Origin of the sequence: Paenibacillus campinasensis (assembly GCF_002272015.1) — a bacterium.
Lineage (GTDB): Bacteria > Bacillota > Bacilli > Paenibacillales > Paenibacillaceae > Paenibacillus_AQ > Paenibacillus_AQ campinasensis.
Window position 1 is genome coordinate 1 of sequence record NZ_NPBY01000006.1, and the last position, 18,283, is coordinate 18,283.

Here is an 18,283-nt window from a genome sequence, read left to right on the forward strand (position 1 = left end):
AATTTAGGGAATGGAGAGGAAACATATATGGGAATTATTGAGAAAATGCGCTTGGACGGCAAGAAGATCTTTGTTACAGGTGGCGCAAGGGGAATTGGTAAAAGTGTTGCAATCGCTTTCGCTGAAGCAGGAGCGGATCTGGCCATCGTGGACCTGGATATTGCTGAAGCGGAGAAGACTGCTGCAGAGCTTGAGCAGAACCATGGGATTAAAGCGATTGCGATCCAGACGGATGTAACGAAACCGGAAGATGTCGAGGCCATGATCGAGAAGATTCTGCATGTGTTTGGACGTCTGGATGTTGCCTTCTGCAATGCGGGGATATGCTTGAATATTCCGGCTGAAGAGATGACCTATGAGCAGTGGAAGAAAGTGATTGACATCAATCTGACCGGCGTATTCCTGACGGCGCAGGCGGCAGGCAAAGTAATGCTGAAGCAAGGCGGCGGCTCCATTATCAATACAGCCTCCATGTCCGGACATATCGTCAATGTTCCGCAGCCGCAGAGCTCGTACAACGCCTCTAAAGCCGGAGTTATCCAGTTGACGAAATCGCTGGCTGTTGAATGGGCTACCCGTAATGTGCGTGTGAATTGCATAAGCCCCGGTTATATCGGTACCGAGCTTACGCTGAATTCGCCCAGCCTGAAGCCGCTCATTGCGCAGTGGAACGAGATGGCCCCGCTCGGACGGATGGGAAGACCGGAAGAACTGCAATCGATCTGCGTGTATCTTGCGGGCGACACCAGCAGTTTTACAACAGGAGCCGACTTTGTGGTGGATGGAGCGTTTACTTGCATTTAACCGCGCAGCAACCGACGTTGTGCACATAAACAGGAGGACAACTCGATGAATTATTTACTTGGAACAGATATTGGCACGTCCGGCACCAAGACCATTCTGATGGATGTGGAGGGCAATCTCATCGCTCAGGATCTTCAGGAGTATGATGTGTTGACACCTAAACCGCTGTGGGCCGAGCAGTGGCCGGATGTTTGGCTCCAGGCAGCCAAAGCCTCGATTAAAAACACCGTTAGAAAATCACGCATCCCGCCAGAACACATTCGCGGCATCGCCATCAGCGGCCTGTACGGCGGCTCGGGCATTCCGCTGGATGAGAACATGGAGCCGGTGAGACCGTGCATGATCTGGATGGACCGGAGAGCTGAAAAGGAAGCGCAGTGGGTTCTTGACCATATCGGCGAGGAGAAGCTGCGCCGGATTACGCATAATGGAGCCGATCCTTACTATGGCTTTACCAAGATGCTGTGGATGAAAAACAATGAGCCTGATCATTGGAACAAAACGAAGCTGTTCTTGCCTCCGAATGATTATGTCATCTACAAACTGACCGGAGAGGTCGCCATCGATTATTCATCGGCTGGCAATATTGGCGGCATCTTTGATATGAATACGAGAACCTGGTCGTCCGAGATGATGGAGGCGATGGGCATTCCGCGGTCGATGATGCCGGACAGACTGGTGGAATCGACTGACGTGGTAGGCGGCTTGACGAAGGAAGCGGCAGCCGAATTGGGGCTGGCTCCAGGCATGCCGGTAGTCGCCAGCGGGATTGACTGCGGCGCAGCCAACATTGGGCTGGGCGTGTTCGAATCCGGCGTCTACGCGGCGGCCATCGGGACATCGATGTGCGCGGCGCTGATCTCCGACAAGCCGGTGAAGGGCAAGGACCTGATCGCCTGGCCTTATCTGTACGATGCGAAGCGTCTCTCTTATTATTTTGCAGGGGGAGCGACTGCCGGGGCGATTGTGAAATGGTTCCGCCAAACGATGTGCCAATTTGAGCTGGAAGCTGAACAGGCAGGCGGAAAAAAAGCGTACGACGTGCTGAATGAGCAGGCCGCTGCCATTAAGGCAGGAAGTGAAGGGCTGATTGTGCTCCCTTATTTTATGGGAGAGCGAAGTCCAATCTGGGATTCGGATGCCAAGGGAACGATTGTCGGGCTGTCGCTGGCCCATACGAAAGCGCATATCTACAGAGCCTTCATGGAAGCGGTTGCCTACTCCTTGCGCGATGCGATGGAAGCGACTGCGGAAGATCTGGGCGAGTATATTCTACTTGCTGGCGGGGTCACGAAATCGAGGCTGTGGAGACAGATTTTTGCCGATGTGACGGGTTATCCGATTGTATGTCCCGTGCACGATGTGGAGGCGAATATGGGGGATGTGATGCTGGCCGGTATCGGCACAGGGCTGCTGACCTACGAGGACGTGAAGAAGTGGCAGGTGCTGGATGAGAAGATCATGCCGGATCCGCACAATCATGATCAATACAATGAATATTACCAGGTGTATAAATCGGTTTACAATAATTTGAAGCTGGATATGAAGGCGTTGACGCGGCTGGCTTGATCGACTGATCACAGACCAATCGCTTCAGGAGGGAACCAAATTTGCTGGAAAAGGATATGTGAGCAGATGAACAAATGGAAGAAAAGAATCGGTTATGGTGTTGGTGATTTGGGCTGCAACCTTGTATTTAGCACTATGGCGTCTTATTTGATGTTTTTTTATACCGATGTGTTTGGCATTACTGCAGCCGCCGCCGGAACTTTAATGCTGGTAACCAAAATCTTTGATGCGATAACGGATACCGGCATGGGGCTACTGGTTGACCGGACGAAGACCAGATGGGGGCAAGGAAGGCCGTACTTTCTGATCGGCGCGCTCCCTTTTGCCGTGTTCACGGTGCTGACGTTTATCGTCCCTGATTTCAGCATGACGGGAAAAGTGATCTGGGCTTATGTGACGTATACGCTGTTATGCACGGCCTATACGGTGGTGAATATTCCGTTAAACACGATTGTGCCGCGGCTCACTTCGGATGTGCATGAGCGGAACTGGCTCGTCTCCACAAGAATGATCTGCGCATTGATTGGAACCGCTTTAGTGATGTCGATCACGATGCCGCTTGTTGAGTTTTTTGGCAAGGGAAATACCCAGCAGGGCTTCCTCATTACGATGTCGCTCTATGGTGTGATCGCGATGCTGATCTTTGTGTTCACCTTTATGAATACGGAAGAGGTTGTCCCTCCGTCCGTCAAGCGCACGAAATCGTCATTCCGTGAGGACTTTAAAGGTTTAACGGATCAGGCGTGGATCTTCTTTATCTTGAATTTTCTGTACTTTGCCTTGTTTGTTATCCGGAACACAACGGTCATCTATTATTTCACATACAATCTCGGGCGGACGGATTGGCTGACGTTTGTCGGACTGTTCGGCATTCTGTCCGGGCTGCCTATGCTGCTTGTGCTGCCTTGGCTGCAAAGAAGGATGTCGAAGAAACATGTGCTGCTGTTAAGCGCAGCCATTTATATTGTCGGTGATTTCATCATCTATTTCGGAAAAACATCACCTGTGATGCTTATTGCAGGGCTGGCGATCACCGGTCTTGGCATTTACGGGATATTCGGCACCACCTTTGCCATTCAGCCGGACGTGATCGACTATTCAGAGTATAAAAAGAAAAAGAGCATCTCTGGCATGATCGCGGCCTTCCAAGGCTTCTTCGTCAAAGGGAGCATGGGGCTTGCCAGCGCGCTGGTCGGCGCTTTCCTGAATATGGGCGGCTATGTCCCGAATATGACACAAACCGCTACCGCGTTAACGTATATTGAAATTTCGTTTATATGGGTTCCTTTGATGCTGTGCGTGCTGATCGGGATTACGACGCTCTTCTATAAGCTCGACCCGATGCGCTCGGAAATGGATGCAGAGCTTGAAGGAAGGCGCGCTGCCGTTAGCGGCCACGCGGTGAATATGTAATTGACCAAACGACAGCCCGTCTCGGCTGTCGTTTGTTGCTGTTGTGGGCCAGGACGCCGCGTTGGCGCTCCTGGCTTCTTTGTCCGAGGAACCGGAGCTTCCGTGTAATAAATTCCATATAATTCAATTAAATGAATTTATTTTACATGATGAGTACATCGGAAAAGCGTTATTGTAAATTTTTTCCGATAGTATATATAAGGATTCAGTCGCATGTTCTGCCGTAATAGACTTGTCAATTTTGACTTGCGATAGAATTGTCCGCTTCAAGCAACCGCAGACGAATCAGTTTCATCTCGAAGATATGGACACCGTCAGGTGCTCAGGATTCATGTGGATTGTTGTCACTTAGACGACGCGGATGGCGAATCGTGCAAGTGCAAATCGTAGTCAGAATGATGGGCATGTGAAGAAGCTTATGTAGCAGCAGTCCAGTTTGGATATTTGGAGAGGGGGGTGGAGAGAAGGGGATTCGAACGGGAAATGAACATGTTCCAGGTGCAGAACTTAACGGCTGAAGCGAACCGTGGGAAAAGATCCATAAATCGGCAAGTATGCTGCATTCGGCATGATGTCGAACGTTCCAAACCTTCCATTTCTCGTATCGCAATTTCTGTACCGTGGAACATCAACTTCCTCCCTCCCGAACTGTTCCTTTTAGAATGCTGCATTAGGATTATCGCAGTCAGTTTCGAGATTGCGCTCTGGAAATTTGAGAGAGTTTTGGCCACTGGCGGGTACCTTCATTGCTGGTGCTCGGGTTACACTGCTCGCTCGTGTCTTCACGGGGATCTTAAGTCGAAGTAGAGCGCTATACCCTCCTTGCCAATAAATGCAATGCTAACCGGACTGTGTTTATGCTCACTGAGAGTCAGGGAGGGACTGATGAAGGGACACAATCTTGATTATTGACAGGATCATCATGTCATGGCAAGGCTGGGATGTGAAATGATGCAAGGTGAGTGATGGTGAGGGCTAGGGAAGGCAAGCTATGAACGTGAATCTATAATGAAATGGGGTGGGTCTTTCAAATGTCTCAGTCCAATATTCCTAATATTACACCTGTCATTACTGTTAGCAGAGACGATGCAATCAATCTCCTTCTGTCATCAATTGCGATGGAGGAGCTTGGGCTCAGCCATATTATTAATGCAGAGGGAGAAAAACTGCAGTATGTGCTCGGCACTTTACCGGGATTAACAGGACCTGGTGCCACGCTTAGCGATCTTCTTTTAATGAATGAAAGTGTAAGGAGCACCCTTCAGGACTTGACGAAAAAAGAATGGCTGCTGTAGAGCAAACTGGAGAGCATTCTGTCAACTCCGATCTCTGTCGGGCCGCCTGGACCAACAGGTCCTACAGGATCGACGGGAGGACTTGAACCGGGTGCTTCTTTATTCACCGTTCAGGGAACAACGGGAGCAGCAACGATCGGGGTGGGGGACAGCTTTATTTTTCAGTCAGACACACTTGATGTATCGGTATCAAGCGGGTCTGCAATTGTGCAAATTGAAAACGTGTCATCTATAACCGGGGCCACGGGAATAACAGGGGCAACCGGAGTAACTGGTGAGCCGGGAGTGACTGGAGCTACCGGAGCCACTGGGGCTACGGGTGCAACCGGAGGGACCGGGGCGACAGGCGAAGCTGGAGTGACTGGTGAGACAGGAGCGACCGGGGCAACGGGAGTAACTGGGGTGACCGGAGAGACGGGAGCGACCGGAGCCACAGGAGAAGCTGGAGTGACTGGCGAGACCGGAGCGACCGGGGCTACAGGAGAAGCAGGAGTGACTGGCGAAACAGGAGCGACCGGGGCTACAGGAGAAGCAGGGGTGACTGGTGAGACAGGAGCGACCGGTGCCACGGGAGCAACTGGGGTGACCGGAGAAACGGGAGCGACCGGAGCCACAGGAGAAGCTGGAGTGACTGGCGAGACCGGAGCGACTGGGGCCACAGGAGAAGCTGGGGCGACTGGTGAAACGGGAGCGACTGGGGCAACTGGTGAAGCCGGGGTGACTGGCGAAACAGGAGCCACCGGAGCCACAGGAGAAGCTGGAGTGACTGGCGAGACAGGAGCGACCGGGGCCACAGGTGAAACCGGCCCAACAGGTCCGCCAGGACCGACAGGAGCACTTGAACCGGGCGCTACTTTATTCAGTGTTCAGGGTACAACAGGAGAAGCCACCATTGGCATGGGAGAGAGTTTTATTTTTGAGTCAGAAACACTCGATGTTTCAGTAACCAGCGGCTCAGCAGTGATACAGATTGAAAATATTTCTTCGATCACCGGAGCCACCGGAACGACCGGTGCTACAGGCGAGACGGGGGTCACGGGAGTGACCGGAGCAACAGGCGCTACAGGAGCAACAGGAGCAACTGGAGTAACTGGTGCTACCGGAGCGACCGGAGCCACTGGAACGACGGGAGCGACCGGCGTGGCTGGCCCGACTGGACCAGTTTTGGGGGTTGATGGGTTCTCGGCACTAGCAAGTGCTCCGACAATAGCGGATCGACGCAGTTAACTGGCTTTACCGTCACCAGTCCTTTTTATAACAATGGCACCTTCAATCCAGCAACCGGAAACTTTACCGTGCCGACCACCGGCAGGTACTCCGTTAAAGCGACCATCAATTATGCAACGACGGCAGCTCTGACGGTATCTTTAGGGACGGGAATCAACCCGGCATTTGTGATCCGCCGGACTTCGGCTCCTGTCACGAATTTATTGAATGGGCTTTTCCCGGTATTGAATGTGAATATTGCTCTAGTCTTATCCCTACGGGCTATTCTTGGGAGCGGCACAGTGACATTAGGGGGAGATGTGGAGCTGAATGCCGGCGATGTGATCGGATTGTTTTATGAAGCAAACGGCTTGACAATTCCGCTGAATATCGGCGGTCCGACCCCGGGCATTGTGTGGTCCATGCACCGAATTGTATGATGCATTCGTGTAGTTTGTAGATCTTAATGTAATCAGGTCGACCTCCATGGGACTGGAAGCCTTTGGGGGTCGATATTTTTGATCGTGAAGGATGTCTCCTGCGATCCTGCATTGAGCTGAGCATATGTCATTTCATAGAGAATTGGAACATTTTGTCGTAGCCGCAACCAACCTATTTTGATAAATTGGAACTATATGGATCAAATGGTTGAAAGTATGGGTTGGAAGATGCGGAGGGGACTGAAGAGGATGAGGAACGAAGTTTTGTCGATACGGGATTTACGGATGAAGTTTAATCAGCGTTATGTGCTGAATGGCATTGATCTGGATGTGAGGGAAGGGGAGATGATTGGCTATATCGGGCCGAACGGAGCTGGGAAGAGTACCACAGTAAAAATATTGCTCGGCTTGACGAAGGGATATACGGGGACGGTGCGTGTCTTCGGTGAAGATATTGATGCGGGAAGTTACGAATATAAGCGCAGAATCGGCTATGTTCCGGAGGTCGCAGAGCTGTATGATCAGTTGACCGCTTCAGAATATTTGACGTTTACCGGGGAGCTGTACGGGCTGTCGGCAGATGATGCGGATTCTAAGGCTCGACAGTTGATGGAATGCTTTGAACTGGAAAAGGTCTACCATTCCAGGATCGCTACGTTCTCCAAAGGGATGCGGCAGAAGGTGCTGCTCATTTCCAGCCTGCTGCATGACCCGGATCTGTTGTTTCTGGACGAGCCGCTAAGCGGGCTTGATGCCAATAGTGTGATGGTGGTGAAGGAGATTTTGGCGCTATTGTCAGCTCAGGGAAAAACGATCTTTTACTCCTCTCATATTATGGATGTAGTAGAGAAGATCAGCAGCCGGATCATTCTGCTTGCTGATGGCCGGATTGCGGCCGATGGCACCTTTCAGGAATTGCAGCAGCAATCCTCGGAGGGGACGCTGGAGGAAGTGTTCAATCAGTTGACCGGATTCCATGAACACGCCTCCATTGCCCAGCGGTTTGTTTCGATTGTTCGGGAGGGTGATTAATATGCGGGAAGCGGATCAACAGTTTCGAATCTTGCGTCTGCTGGACCGGCTTCAACCTCTTCTAAGGACAACCGGCATCCATTATCCGACCCTGCGCCGGATCCTTCAGGTAAAATTGCTGATGGATCGGCGAAGAGTTCCCACCCTCTTGTCGAACCGAAACCGGAGCGAGGACGAGGAAGTTAATTATTTTGTGCGTTCCTTGTGGTTGTATGCTCTGCTCGGCTTGATGCTTGTTCTGTTTATGATGCTGGAAACCCAATATATGCTGCTAATGAGTCTGGTAATGGGAATCCTGATGTTCTTCATCATGATGTCTATGATTTCGGATTTCTCAGCTGTCATGCTTGATGTAAGGGACCGAAGCATTATTATGACCCGGCCGGTTGATGGCAGAACTGTCGGCATGGCAAGGGCTATACATACCGCTATCTATTTGTTGATGCTAACAGGTTCACTGGCCGCTGCTTCGCTTGTTGCGGGGCTCATCAAGCACGGCGTTCTCTTTTTTGTTATATACGTTATCGAATTGGTGTTGGTGAATCTTCTGATTCTGGTTGTGACTTCGGTGACTTATCTGCTGCTGATGAAGTATTTAAATGGAGAGAAACTGAAGGACATTATTAATTATGTGCAAATCGGGCTGACGGTTGTCCTCGCGGTTGGCTATCAGTTTGTTATCCGATCTTTTAATTTTGCGGGGATGGATATGGCTTTTGAACCGGTTTGGTGGCAGCTGTTCCTTCCGCCTGTATGGTATGCAGCTCCGTATGAATGGCTGATAGGAAGCGGAGGCAGCGCATGGCTGTACTTGTTGTCAGCGCTGGCTTTGATTGTCCCGATTATTTTATTGATGCTGTATGTTCGGTTAATGGCCTCTTTCGAGCAGCATCTCGAAAAGCTGGCGCATAGCGATGCGGGAAGGGGGCGTCCCCGTGATCGCTTTGACCGCATGCTGTCCAAATTGGTCTGCCGGACGGAAGAGGAAAGATCCTGCTTTCGATTCTCCGCCATTATGCTGCGGACGGAGCGGGAGTTTAAGCTCAAGGTTTACCCGTCACTGGGGATGGCGCTTTTCTTCCCATACCTTTTTCTCTTTTCTATGTCGAATTCAGGGTCAGCTTGGTCGGAGGTTCGGGAAAGCAGCTTTTTCTATTTCCTGTACATGATGCCGCTGATGATCATTTCGGCTGTTTTCATGCTTAAATATTCAGGGAAATCAAAAGCGTTCTGGCTGTTTGGGGCAGCGCCTTTTTCGAATCTTGATCCGCTGTACAAAGGAGCACTTAAAGCATTCGTGGTCAAAATATACCTGCCGCTCTATTTCGTGAATGCCACCGTGTTTGCATTTATATTTGGATCTCGGATTATACCGGATCTGCTCGGTATTTTACTGGTTGGAACAGCTGTTGTACCGTTGTTTGGCAAGGTCATGCTCAGTGATCCGCCATTTTCGCGATCATTCTCCATGGCCAATCAGAGCGGCGGAGGAATGGTATTTGCCGCAATGTTCGTTCTTGGAGCGGTGGTGGCGATTCATATCGCGAGCCGCATCCATGTACTAGGCATGGCGGCCTTCATTCTCGCGCTGCTCATCATCAATGTATGGGGATGGAAGAGAACGTATAGCTCGGCTAAGTAATTAAGTTAGGATATTACTGAAGTTAAATTATATAATTGACATACAGTAAATTAATCCCAACGATTAACTTTACCTTCCATTTCGTGTTTCTTTTTTGTTACAACTGATAATATTCAAAATTGATTATCCCACAACTGTATTTATTTACCTGTGATAATCATGTTCAAGCCCTATATAATCGTTCTAGAATTATATAGAGGATGGTGTTTCGCTTGAATTTGGACTTACTAGGGTTCATGGTTTTTTCTTCCATCGAGGCGTTATCCTTGTACGTGCTGATTATGGCTTTATTCAGGTTGAAAGCCACGAGTTATGCTTGGCAGGCTGTTACCCTGGTTTTGTTAATTAATATACAAAGTTTTATTTTAAGAAGTGAGTTTGCCTTATCCGATCTCGTTCCGGTGATCAGCATTTTAATGTTCGTTTTTTTCTTCTCCGTTGTTGTGAAGATGCCGTTTGTATGGGCAGTGCTTGCTACAATACTCGGATACGTTATTTTTGCTGTGATACAGACAAGCATTATTGTTATGGTGTATGGATCAACAAACGAGATCCAGACATATGCGATAAAAGGTTACTTTCTTCAGGTGCTGAGTTCGGCGATCATGATTTTAATATCATGGTTATTGAAAGCAAGGAATCTGGGGTTTGCATTTGATATGGAGGTTTTAAGGTTTAAATTTGAGGATTATCTGGTCATGATATTTATCCTTATTTTTATAGGAGCAATTGCACTTTTTTTATACATAAATCAAACATGGCTTACCTTGTTGTTCTTCATTGTCAATGCAGGTTTTCTTCTTTTTTACGCCATCCGAAAGGAGAAAGTAAATGATTGATTCTCTATCACTAAAATTGGCTGAAGGAATTAAGAAATATGTGCCTGATCATAAGGCCTCCATACCTGTGCTTAAGCGCGGATTAGATGTCATTATCAATACCGTGGGCATAATTACGATATCGGTGGGTGTTTCTTTCCTAACAGGAAAAACTAAAGAAGTGATTATTCTCCTTATATCATTCGGTTTGCTCAGGCAATTGTCCGGAGGGTTCCATCTAAAGTCTAATATCGGATGCATCCTTTTATCTTCGCTTATGTTCACATCCTTGTCTTTTCTACATCCTGGGCAAGGAGTAACTGTCTTTCTTACTGGAATAAGTATTCTGCTTGTACTTCTCTTCGCACCATCGGGTATAACGGGATCTACACGAATTCGTCCCCAATATTATCCGGTCCTGCGTATAGCATCTGCTATCTTAGTTGCCGTCAATTTGATTATAATGTCGCCGATTCTAGCTGTTAGTTTCTTTGCCCAATCATTAACGCTTATTAACAAGAAAGGAGGTGAATCAAGAAATGGTTAATATCGCTCGTAAGCTTAATCACTCGGTTATGTCTGCTCTGGCTTCAGTTATCGCTTCCATTGCGGTTTTATCCGTAAGCACGGCCAGCATTCTGTTCGTTTATAAGGGAGAAGTGCCTGAGGAACTGCTCCGGAAGGAGGAGTAGGGAGATAGTCCTTTGCACCGCCATCTTACGTTTTATATCCATCGTGAAGGGGTCGTATTCGGCTCCTTCGTTTTTTTACTCATCGAATTCTATTGATTGGTAGTAAGTAACAAAGAAAAGAACCCTTGCTACGCAAGGGCTCTCGGCGATGATCTGTAGTGGGCTCGAACCACTGACCCCCACCCTGTCAAGATGGTGCTCTCCCAGCTGAGCTAACAGATCATGAATAATTTTCAAATGTATTAATTATATTAACACCCGTTTTGCCTGATGTCAATTGCTTTTCGTTATAAAAAATCGCTGTTCAGTCCAGAATAGATAAAGTATGATTTTTCCGGACAGGAGCGTGCTGAACACAGTGAAGATCAAGCGAGCAAGCCGTAGAAGCAGAACGATCAGTACTCTTGTACTATCGGCGCTACTTTGTAGCGGATGTAGCATAGCTGAAAGGACGTCCGTTGAGCTGGTTCCTCTTCATTCGCCTGCTGGGGCGGTGATGCTGGATGTGTATGATCGTTCGGTGGACAGTGAGGTATATTCTTCTCCGAAAATTGAAACCCTCGAAGAGGAAGAAACATTAAAGCCAGCAGATGACTGGGATACGCTGAAGCGCGTTCGATAATCGAGAGCTAGATTTTGATTCCCGTTGTAGATGGCAAAGGTCCAGAACCGCCTGCCTTCCAGCGCTGGCGGTTCTCCATAGTGAGGTGCTATTCTTCTTCATCCCACTTGCGGGAATATCCTTTTTTAATTGCGTAGAAGACAGGATAGATGATGGCGACCGAAATGATCACGGCCCAAAATATCGTGCTTCCCATGCTGCCGCTTTCCATGCAGGTACCCCTTTCCGATAGATGTCTGCTTACACTATACAGGAAATCGAATATTTTGTATAATATTGCGACCTGGTTTCTATATGAGACTGCGAACTTTTTACATAAAGAGGTGTTGTCCCATGGCGGCAGAGATTATTAATGTAACGACAGAAGAACAGTTGCAGCAGGCTCTGGACATTCGGAAGGATGTATTTGTGCTTGAACAGAAGGTTCCTATCGAGCTTGAAATTGATGAATACGACAGTCTGGAGGCCGATGCTCATCATATTCTGATCAAATCAGAAGGGCAGTACGCCGCAACCGGGCGGGTAACTTATTATAATAAAGATTCTGCTAAAATGCAGCGCATTGCCGTTCGTAAGCCGTTTCGCTCCAAAGGCATCGGAAGAGTGCTCATGATGGCTCTGGAATCGCAAGCACGAGAGCTGAAGCTGAAGTATGCCGTCCTGGATGCCCAGTGTCAAGCGGAAGAGTTTTATCAAAAGCTCGGATATGTTACCATTTCGGAGGAGCCGTTTGATGATGCAGGTATTCCACATGTTCGAATGAAGAAAGAACTTTAGTATCTACACGAGAAAGCTCCCCGAAGCATGATGGCTGCGGGGAGCTTCTGTGTCAGAATGTCGGAAGATTGTCCAGGTTGTTGCTCGGATCACCGTCAGCGTTGGAACGCAGGTGTTCGTCACCATCCCGGCCGCGGAAGACATTCAGGTTTTTGATCTCTTTATTTTTAACCATTGCTTGTGCCGTTTTGTAATCCACCACTGAACCGGAATCAAGCTGAAGTTCCACAATATCGCCGTCGCTATTTTTACGAACGGCCACAACCTCGGATTGCTGCATTTCATTTGCCATAGTCTATCGCCTCCCTGGGGATAGTGTTCCCATGGCAGCTTGCAGCCTATTCATCCCGATCCTTTATAGCACTATAATTCATATATCTTTTGCTGCTCAACAAACTCCATCTCGCCGGTTTTACCTACAAAGTCTTGCACATCATCACTGTAATGCATAAGGTATGTACGCTGCTGGATATGTTCAGGCAGGCTGAGCAGCTCTTGAAGCGTCGTATGAACTTCGCCGGGCCCCTGGAGCTGGCATTCATGTAATATCAGTTCACATTCCCGTTCATTCACCAGCTTGTTCAGCAGTTCGGGGTCAAACACCATATCGGCGCTATAAAAGATGCGGTCGTTCAAATAGAGGGAATAGCTGTCCTTGCCCGGAATATGGCGGGTCTGGATCAACTCGACCGTGATCCCTTTGGAAATGTCGGCCTTCACGCCGGGCTTCAGCGGACGAACATCAAAGATATCTTCCAGGCAAGAAATCTCTCCCTGTTGATACAAACCGCCCCGCAGCGTATGATCCCACAACGGGGCAGCCAGTGCCTCGCCGATGTACAGCGGGATTCTCCGCTTGAACTTCATCTTCATCATAAACGCAAGCTCTTCCAGCCCGCCCACGTGGTCGGCATGGATGTGGGTGATCAGGACAGCATCAATATCGTTGAGGGAGCGTCCCATTTCATGGAGCGCCAGAGGAGCTGTACTTCCACAATCAATGAGCAGGGTGAAATCATCGTCTAAGAGCAGTGCGTTGTTGTTATAGTATTTCTTGGCAAACGCACTGCCCGTGCCAAGCATTTGCAATTTCAAACTCAAGTTGGGCGACCTCCTGATGATGGTGTTGTAAAAATCCGTTAAGCCTACTATATTTTAAACGAAAACGCTCGCGATTACACGAGTTTATGCGAGATTGCGCATAGGACTACAGGCGGGTTTTGTCCGAATTTTCGCCATAAAGTCCGGTTTGGGGCGCAACTTGTGATGAGGCTTGTAGTATACACATATAACAACATGTGATTCGATGGAGGGACGCTTTCAATTATGAAATGGAAAAAGGTGCTGGTATGTGTACTTGTGCTATCTTTAATCGGAGGAAGCGGACTGTTATTTGCGGATTCCATTAATGATCGTGTGCGTGTATGGCTGAACGGACGTGAGTTGAAGGATGGGGGTTACTTGATTAATGGCACGACTTATGTGCCGGTTCGTGAATTTGATGGTGCGGTCCAATGGGATTCCAGAACGGGGAATGTTCAGGTCATCAAGCCGAATGTGCATATATTTTTGTTCAAGGGAGACACTGTATTCGGTAACGTCAATAAAGGAAAGCTGAAGTTCAACGTATTCAGCCAGATTGACAGCCTCAACAATGAGATCTATGCCGTGAAAGTTGCGATCGAAGATCCTGCGGGGAACATTAAGGACATTCAGTCACAGGTGATCAGAGACCCGAGCAAGGATAATTTCTGGTTCAGGACCTACGACTTCACCTACGATTTTAATACGGCAGGAAAATACTCGGTCGGATTCTACATCAGGACCAGTGCCAATGCCAGCTTTGTCAAGGTGGCGGAGAAGGTGATCACCGCACTGGATTAAGCGCTCGGCTTCCAGGCGGCAAATTGACCTGACAGATGCTTCCGTGATACGATACGGGAGTATGAATAATTTTAACCGAAGTGAGGTTTTCTTAATGAGCGAACATAACCATGAGCACGGCGAAGCATGCGGCTGTGGACATGATCACGACCATGATCATGAGCATGAGGAGTTTGTCCTGACTTTGACGGATGAGCAGGGAAAAGAAGTAGAAATGGTGCTCGTGGAGACATTTGATGTCGGCGAGAAGCTGTACGCCCTTCTGCTTGAGCGCGGCAATCCGGAAGCAGACGGTGTCATTTTGCGTATGGAAGAAGAGAACGAGGAAATGGTTCTTTACAATATCGAAGATGAAGACGAATGGAATGAAGTCGAAGCGGCTTATAACGAGCTTGTAGCGGCAGCATCCCAGGAGTAAACGGACGAACGAACAAGAGGTCAAGGAATGAAGGGAATTCATTCTTTGGCTTCTTTTTTTGCTTTTGTATAGAAAAAGTGCCCCTATCGCCAAACAGCTCAGGGACACTTTCTTGATGCGTACAACCGGCTTCACTGCAAGCGGTCAGAAGATCGGATTGGCCTCAACGATCACTTTGACGTTCTGGATGCTGCGGTCCTCCGGACCCTTCACCGGCAATCCGACATCGACATGATCAATAATGTAATCGATATTTTGCTGGGAGATAACCTCGCCCGGAAGGAGAATTGGGATCCCCGGCGGGTATACATAAATGAATTCTGCGATGATCCGCCCGGCAGACTCCTTGAACGGTACGACCTCCGTATCCCCGTAGAACGCATCGCGCGGGATGAGGGACAGCTGCGGAATCTCCGGTATTTTCACAATAAGCTCATTGCTTTCGTTCACATCCTTGTACTTCTCGGCCAGCTCGCGCAGCGCATGCAGCAGCGTTTCGATGGTCTCGGGAGTATCTCCCGGTGTAATCAGGCACAGGATGTTGTACATGTCGCTAAGCTCAACTTCGATATTGTAATGTTCGCGAAGCCAGTTCTCCGTCTCATATCCAGTAATCCCCAAATGGCGGACATGAATCGTCACCTTGGTCGGATCATAGGAATAGGTCGCTTCCGTACCCAAGATATCTTCCCCGAAGCAAACCAATCTTGGAATCTCGTTGATTTTCTTGCGGGCATACTGTGCCATGTCTATCGCTCTTTGGGCCATAGCTCGTCCGTTCAAAGCCAGGTTGCGGCGGGACGCATCTAGTGATGCAAGCAAGATATACGAGGTGGACGTCGTGGTCAGCATGCTGATAATCGTCTGCACCCGGTAAGGATTAATGTACCCGTTCTTGGTATTGAGATTAAGCACCGAACTCTGGGTCATTGAGCCGCCGAGCTTGTGAACGCTCGTTGCCGCCATATCCGCTCCGGCCTCCATCGCCGACATCGGAAGGTCCTCGTGAAAATGGATGAGCACGCCATGCGCTTCGTCAACGAGCACAGGGACGTTATAGCTGTGTGCCAGATCGACGATGTCCTTGAGATTGGTGCTCACGCCGAAATATGTCGGATTAATGACGAGCACGGCCTTTACATCCGGATGGCGCTTAAGCGCTTTTCGAACCGAACTGATTGTAATGCCGTGATCGATGCCGAAATTCTCATCTTGGGCAGGGGAAACAAACACCGGCTTGGCTCCTGTAAAAATGATGGCAGACAAGACCGATTTATGCACATTGCGCGGGACGATAATTTTCTCCCCGGGTCCGCAGACGGACATGATCATCGTCATGATGGCGCCGCTGGTCCCTTGCACGCTGAAAAACGTATAATCTGCTCCGAATGCGTCTGCCGCCAGCTTCTGGGCTTCCTCAATCACGCCTGTCGGCTGATGCAGGTCATCCAGCGGTGCAATGTTGATCAGGTCTATGGAAAGGGCATTATCCCCGATAAATTCACGAAATTCCGCATCGGTACCGAGACCCTTCTTGTGTCCCGGGATGTGAAATTGCACCGGGTTTTTGGCCGCATGTTCCTTCAGTGCGGTGAAGAGCGGTGTACGGCTATGGTCCATGGACATTTGTCACAACCTTTCTTGGTATGAGATCGAATTTTAGCTTTGCGTTTCATCCAAATGTATATTTTGCGAAAATCGAGCGGCTGCTTCCACATCGGACAATATATCGAGCCCAAACGGTTTGATCCATCTCCACCGACGTTGTCAGGGAGCGGAAAAAATCGAATTTTGCAAAAATCTGAAACAAAATTGAGTATAGCAAAATAGGTGGGGAATGCAAGCACATAATCTGCGGTTCCTCCCCGCCGGGCAGATCAGCCATCGCATGAAGTGAAGGGGGAAGAAGCTTGCGCCGCTGTTTCAGTATGAACGACGGGCGCCTGGAATATGCCGCTGACACCATGAAAAAGGAGCCTGCGTGATGATTCACACAAGCTCCCTGGAGGTTCATGGCTGCCGCTATCGGCCTGATCGATCGCAGGCAGATTCATAGCAGGCACGGGTTTCTCGGTCTCCTCGGATACGTGCACGAGTGGCCTCCCTCGCCTCTGCTGAAACGACTTGCAGTTATCTGACAGGATGCGGCGGTCCCGCGTCCGGTTAAAATGCCAACCGATATAGCGGCAGCAGCGTTTCGAATGTCTTCTGAATGGTTTCGATCAGTTCATCTCCGCTCAGCTTGACCGCTTCTTCACGCGGAATCTGCAAGCCGCACATCACTTCGGACTTCTTGACTTGTTGAAGCTTGCCGATCAGCGTCTGGAAGTCTTCCTTGTTCATCGCTTTGTGCGGTGTGCCCTGCGGACTCATGTGGTCCATGGACCAGTAGAAGGTATCGGGCAGCGCCTTGATCGTCTTGCTGAGCTGGCGCTCCAGATTCGCGGCGAACACGGTTTTGTTCGGGCTTTCATATATGATTGCAAAGATGATAAACAGATGGGACCCGAACATGCCGACCTCAAAATGGGGCAGCGCCTTGTATCCCCGCTTGTTGGCCGCCCAGGCGACCCAGGTGTCGATCGGCGGATTCACCGTTCTCCGGGCATGCTTGGCCACGTGAACATGCATTTCCTCCCCGGCCAAAGCGGATACATACGGTGCGAGCTCGGCGCCGAGCGTCTCCAGCTTCGGTCTGACCCGCTCGATCAGTGCCTCCATGCGCCCCTCAAGCCCCGGAACCGAGAATACGTCAAAATCCTGCTCGTTAAATCCGTTGAAATTCATCTATGTACAGCCTCCCTGTCTTCGTGAGCATATGATGCGCGTTTAGTGTACCCATTATACCATAGCGGAAATTGAAATAATGAGATGCTAGAACCACCTTCATGCGATATTCATGCAAGCAAAAATAGTCAATAAACCAAGTTACCCTTACATAAGATGGAGTATAAGATATAGATAAGACAACGTCAAAATCCAAGCATCCTCACCGCCGTTTTGAGATCGCTAGCAAACCAGAGGAGGGAGTGCCGTGAATAAGAGCGAGGAAGTGGAATATTGTAACCTGGAGCTCCGGTTTGACCGTCGGCATATCCAGGATCTGATCAAAGAGCTGATTCAGGAAGGGTATTCGCTGTACTGGAACGAGAATGAAGCTCAGTTTGTCATTTCAATCCGGACGGGGCGCAAGCTGGTGAAACTTCGGTTTCAGCGCACGGGTACCGGATATAAGCTGGTTGGCGATTACATGATCCGCGACCCGAAGCTGGCCGAGTGGATGGAGAAGCTGATTGAGAACACGCGGGGGCATGCGGTTGTCAAACGCTTTAAGGACCGCCAGATATTGATTGAGAATATTTTGTTCGGAGAGGTCATCCGTCTTGTTGAGATTTCGGGGTACCGGCAGCGGGTGCTGTTCCAGAAGGGGACGCCGATGACGGAGCAGGAGATGGTCAAATTATTCGAGTCAAGCGAGGGCGAGCGGCGGCTTCTGCTGTGCAGACTGGAAACCGATGATGAGCTGGAGAAGCTGCATGCCGCGATGCAGCGCGGTGATCAGGAAGAGATAGGCGCATGCAAACGAAAACTTGAAGAGCTGTGGCTCGAGCTGATGAGGCTTGAGTGGTGAGAACCATACAACATAGGGAGCACGAACAACACTCCGTTTC

The 18,283-nt window shown here is 49.4% G+C and carries 17 protein-coding genes, 1 tRNA gene and 1 pseudogene; 13 read left to right on the forward strand and 6 right to left on the reverse strand.

Features of this window, described 5'->3' with window-relative positions; all coding sequences use genetic code 11:
• Positions 1 to 27 precede the first annotated feature (27 nt).
• The 9 genes and pseudogenes from CHH67_RS01670 to CHH67_RS01710 all read left to right on the forward strand — a co-directional run bounded on the left by CHH67_RS01670 (position 28) and on the right by CHH67_RS01710 (position 10,911).
• On the forward strand, positions 28 to 804 hold the full coding sequence (locus CHH67_RS01670) for an SDR family oxidoreductase (RefSeq protein WP_095263316.1): 777 nt from the start codon (positions 28 to 30) through the stop codon (positions 802 to 804).
• 45 nt (positions 805 to 849) lie between these two features.
• A complete protein-coding gene (locus tag CHH67_RS01675; protein ID WP_095263246.1) occupies positions 850 to 2,373 on the forward strand; it encodes an FGGY-family carbohydrate kinase in 1,524 nt (507 codons plus the stop codon).
• A gap of 66 nt (positions 2,374 to 2,439) precedes the next feature.
• Positions 2,440 to 3,786, forward strand: a complete 1,347-nt coding sequence (locus tag CHH67_RS01680; protein WP_095263247.1) for an MFS transporter — start codon at positions 2,440 to 2,442, stop codon at positions 3,784 to 3,786.
• A 1,031-nt stretch (positions 3,787 to 4,817) separates the two neighbouring features.
• Positions 4,818 to 6,727 (forward strand): annotated as a pseudogene (locus CHH67_RS27010) (alpha-helical endospore appendage domain-containing protein).
• Positions 6,728 to 6,976: 249 nt separating this feature from the next.
• Positions 6,977 to 7,759 carry an ABC transporter ATP-binding protein gene (locus tag CHH67_RS01690; RefSeq protein WP_095263248.1) on the forward strand — a complete coding sequence of 261 codons (783 nt, stop codon included), beginning with the start codon at positions 6,977 to 6,979 and terminating at the stop codon, positions 7,757 to 7,759.
• A 1-nt stretch (position 7,760) separates the two neighbouring features.
• Positions 7,761 to 9,401: a hypothetical protein gene (locus tag CHH67_RS01695; RefSeq protein WP_095263249.1), complete on the forward strand. Its 1,641-nt coding sequence runs from the start codon at positions 7,761 to 7,763 to the stop codon at positions 9,399 to 9,401.
• A gap of 212 nt (positions 9,402 to 9,613) precedes the next feature.
• Positions 9,614 to 10,240, forward strand: a complete 627-nt coding sequence (locus CHH67_RS01700) for a hypothetical protein (RefSeq protein WP_095263250.1) — start codon at positions 9,614 to 9,616, stop codon at positions 10,238 to 10,240.
• Positions 10,233 to 10,766, forward strand: coding sequence for an accessory gene regulator ArgB-like protein (locus tag CHH67_RS01705; RefSeq protein ID WP_095263251.1), 534 nt, complete (start codon positions 10,233 to 10,235; stop codon positions 10,764 to 10,766). Before CHH67_RS01700 ends, CHH67_RS01705 begins: the two co-directional genes overlap by 8 nt.
• Positions 10,759 to 10,911, forward strand: a complete 153-nt coding sequence (locus CHH67_RS01710; protein WP_095263252.1) for a cyclic lactone autoinducer peptide — start codon at positions 10,759 to 10,761, stop codon at positions 10,909 to 10,911. The genes CHH67_RS01705 and CHH67_RS01710 overlap by 8 nt, the downstream gene beginning before the upstream one ends.
• A 149-nt stretch (positions 10,912 to 11,060) precedes the next feature.
• On the opposite strand, the gene CHH67_RS01715 is transcribed toward CHH67_RS01710, so the two are convergent.
• Both CHH67_RS01715 and CHH67_RS27015 read right to left on the reverse strand, forming a co-directional pair.
• Positions 11,061 to 11,133 (reverse strand) — tRNA-Val (locus CHH67_RS01715).
• Between the two features lie 488 nt (positions 11,134 to 11,621).
• Positions 11,622 to 11,744 carry a hypothetical protein gene (locus tag CHH67_RS27015; protein WP_255222950.1) on the reverse strand — a complete coding sequence of 41 codons (123 nt, stop codon included), beginning with the start codon at positions 11,742 to 11,744 and terminating at the stop codon, positions 11,622 to 11,624.
• A gap of 122 nt (positions 11,745 to 11,866) precedes the next feature.
• Between CHH67_RS27015 and CHH67_RS01720 the strand changes: the two genes are divergently transcribed.
• Positions 11,867 to 12,310, forward strand: coding sequence for a GNAT family N-acetyltransferase (locus CHH67_RS01720; protein WP_095263253.1), 444 nt, complete (start codon positions 11,867 to 11,869; stop codon positions 12,308 to 12,310).
• Positions 12,311 to 12,362: 52 nt separating this feature from the next.
• On the opposite strand, the gene CHH67_RS01725 is transcribed toward CHH67_RS01720, so the two are convergent.
• A complete protein-coding gene (locus CHH67_RS01725; protein WP_230875547.1) occupies positions 12,363 to 12,602 on the reverse strand; it encodes a DUF3892 domain-containing protein in 240 nt (79 codons plus the stop codon).
• A 71-nt stretch (positions 12,603 to 12,673) separates the two neighbouring features.
• Positions 12,674 to 13,411, reverse strand: coding sequence for an MBL fold metallo-hydrolase (locus CHH67_RS01730; protein ID WP_095263254.1), 738 nt, complete (start codon positions 13,409 to 13,411; stop codon positions 12,674 to 12,676).
• A 225-nt stretch (positions 13,412 to 13,636) separates the two neighbouring features.
• Between CHH67_RS01730 and CHH67_RS01735 the strand changes: the two genes are divergently transcribed.
• Both CHH67_RS01735 and CHH67_RS01740 read left to right on the forward strand, forming a co-directional pair.
• Complete coding sequence (locus CHH67_RS01735; RefSeq protein ID WP_095263255.1) at positions 13,637 to 14,194, forward strand: stalk domain-containing protein; 558 nt, start codon at positions 13,637 to 13,639, stop codon at positions 14,192 to 14,194.
• Positions 14,195 to 14,288: 94 nt separating this feature from the next.
• Positions 14,289 to 14,612, forward strand: coding sequence for a DUF1292 domain-containing protein (locus tag CHH67_RS01740; RefSeq protein ID WP_095263256.1), 324 nt, complete (start codon positions 14,289 to 14,291; stop codon positions 14,610 to 14,612).
• 144 nt (positions 14,613 to 14,756) lie between these two features.
• Here the strand turns inward: CHH67_RS01740 and CHH67_RS01745 are convergent, their stop codons facing one another.
• Positions 14,757 to 16,232, reverse strand: a complete 1,476-nt coding sequence (locus CHH67_RS01745; RefSeq protein WP_095263318.1) for an aminotransferase class I/II-fold pyridoxal phosphate-dependent enzyme — start codon at positions 16,230 to 16,232, stop codon at positions 14,757 to 14,759.
• Between the two features lie 543 nt (positions 16,233 to 16,775).
• Positions 16,776 to 17,399 (reverse strand): YktB family protein, encoded by a 624-nt coding sequence (locus CHH67_RS01750; RefSeq protein WP_095263257.1) that lies wholly within the window; start codon positions 17,397 to 17,399, stop codon positions 16,776 to 16,778.
• 247 nt (positions 17,400 to 17,646) lie between these two features.
• Between CHH67_RS01750 and CHH67_RS01755 the strand changes: the two genes are divergently transcribed.
• A complete protein-coding gene (locus CHH67_RS01755; RefSeq protein WP_095263258.1) occupies positions 17,647 to 18,243 on the forward strand; it encodes a hypothetical protein in 597 nt (198 codons plus the stop codon).
• Positions 18,244 to 18,283: the final 40 nt, after the last annotated feature.

What these genes read in the sequence shown, in the direction of transcription:
- CHH67_RS01670 (WP_095263316.1), top strand. Translation starts at nt 28, where the DNA reads ATGGGAATTATTGAGAAAATGCGCTTGGACGGCAAGAAGATCTTTGTT.
- CHH67_RS01675 (WP_095263246.1), top strand. Translation starts at nt 850, where the DNA reads ATGAATTATTTACTTGGAACAGATATTGGCACGTCCGGCACCAAGACC.
- CHH67_RS01680 (WP_095263247.1), top strand. Translation starts at nt 2,440, where the DNA reads ATGAACAAATGGAAGAAAAGAATCGGTTATGGTGTTGGTGATTTGGGC.
- CHH67_RS01690 (WP_095263248.1), top strand. Translation starts at nt 6,977, where the DNA reads ATGAGGAACGAAGTTTTGTCGATACGGGATTTACGGATGAAGTTTAAT.
- CHH67_RS01695 (WP_095263249.1), top strand. Translation starts at nt 7,761, where the DNA reads ATGCGGGAAGCGGATCAACAGTTTCGAATCTTGCGTCTGCTGGACCGG.
- CHH67_RS01705 (WP_095263251.1), top strand. Translation starts at nt 10,233, where the DNA reads ATGATTGATTCTCTATCACTAAAATTGGCTGAAGGAATTAAGAAATAT.
- CHH67_RS01710 (WP_095263252.1), top strand. Translation starts at nt 10,759, where the DNA reads ATGGTTAATATCGCTCGTAAGCTTAATCACTCGGTTATGTCTGCTCTG.
- CHH67_RS27015 (WP_255222950.1), bottom strand. Translation starts at nt 11,744, where the DNA reads ATGGAAAGCGGCAGCATGGGAAGCACGATATTTTGGGCCGTGATCATT.
- CHH67_RS01720 (WP_095263253.1), top strand. Translation starts at nt 11,867, where the DNA reads ATGGCGGCAGAGATTATTAATGTAACGACAGAAGAACAGTTGCAGCAG.
- CHH67_RS01725 (WP_230875547.1), bottom strand. Translation starts at nt 12,602, where the DNA reads ATGGCAAATGAAATGCAGCAATCCGAGGTTGTGGCCGTTCGTAAAAAT.
- CHH67_RS01735 (WP_095263255.1), top strand. Translation starts at nt 13,637, where the DNA reads ATGAAATGGAAAAAGGTGCTGGTATGTGTACTTGTGCTATCTTTAATC.
- CHH67_RS01740 (WP_095263256.1), top strand. Translation starts at nt 14,289, where the DNA reads ATGAGCGAACATAACCATGAGCACGGCGAAGCATGCGGCTGTGGACAT.
- CHH67_RS01745 (WP_095263318.1), bottom strand. Translation starts at nt 16,232, where the DNA reads ATGGACCATAGCCGTACACCGCTCTTCACCGCACTGAAGGAACATGCG.
- CHH67_RS01750 (WP_095263257.1), bottom strand. Translation starts at nt 17,399, where the DNA reads ATGAATTTCAACGGATTTAACGAGCAGGATTTTGACGTATTCTCGGTT.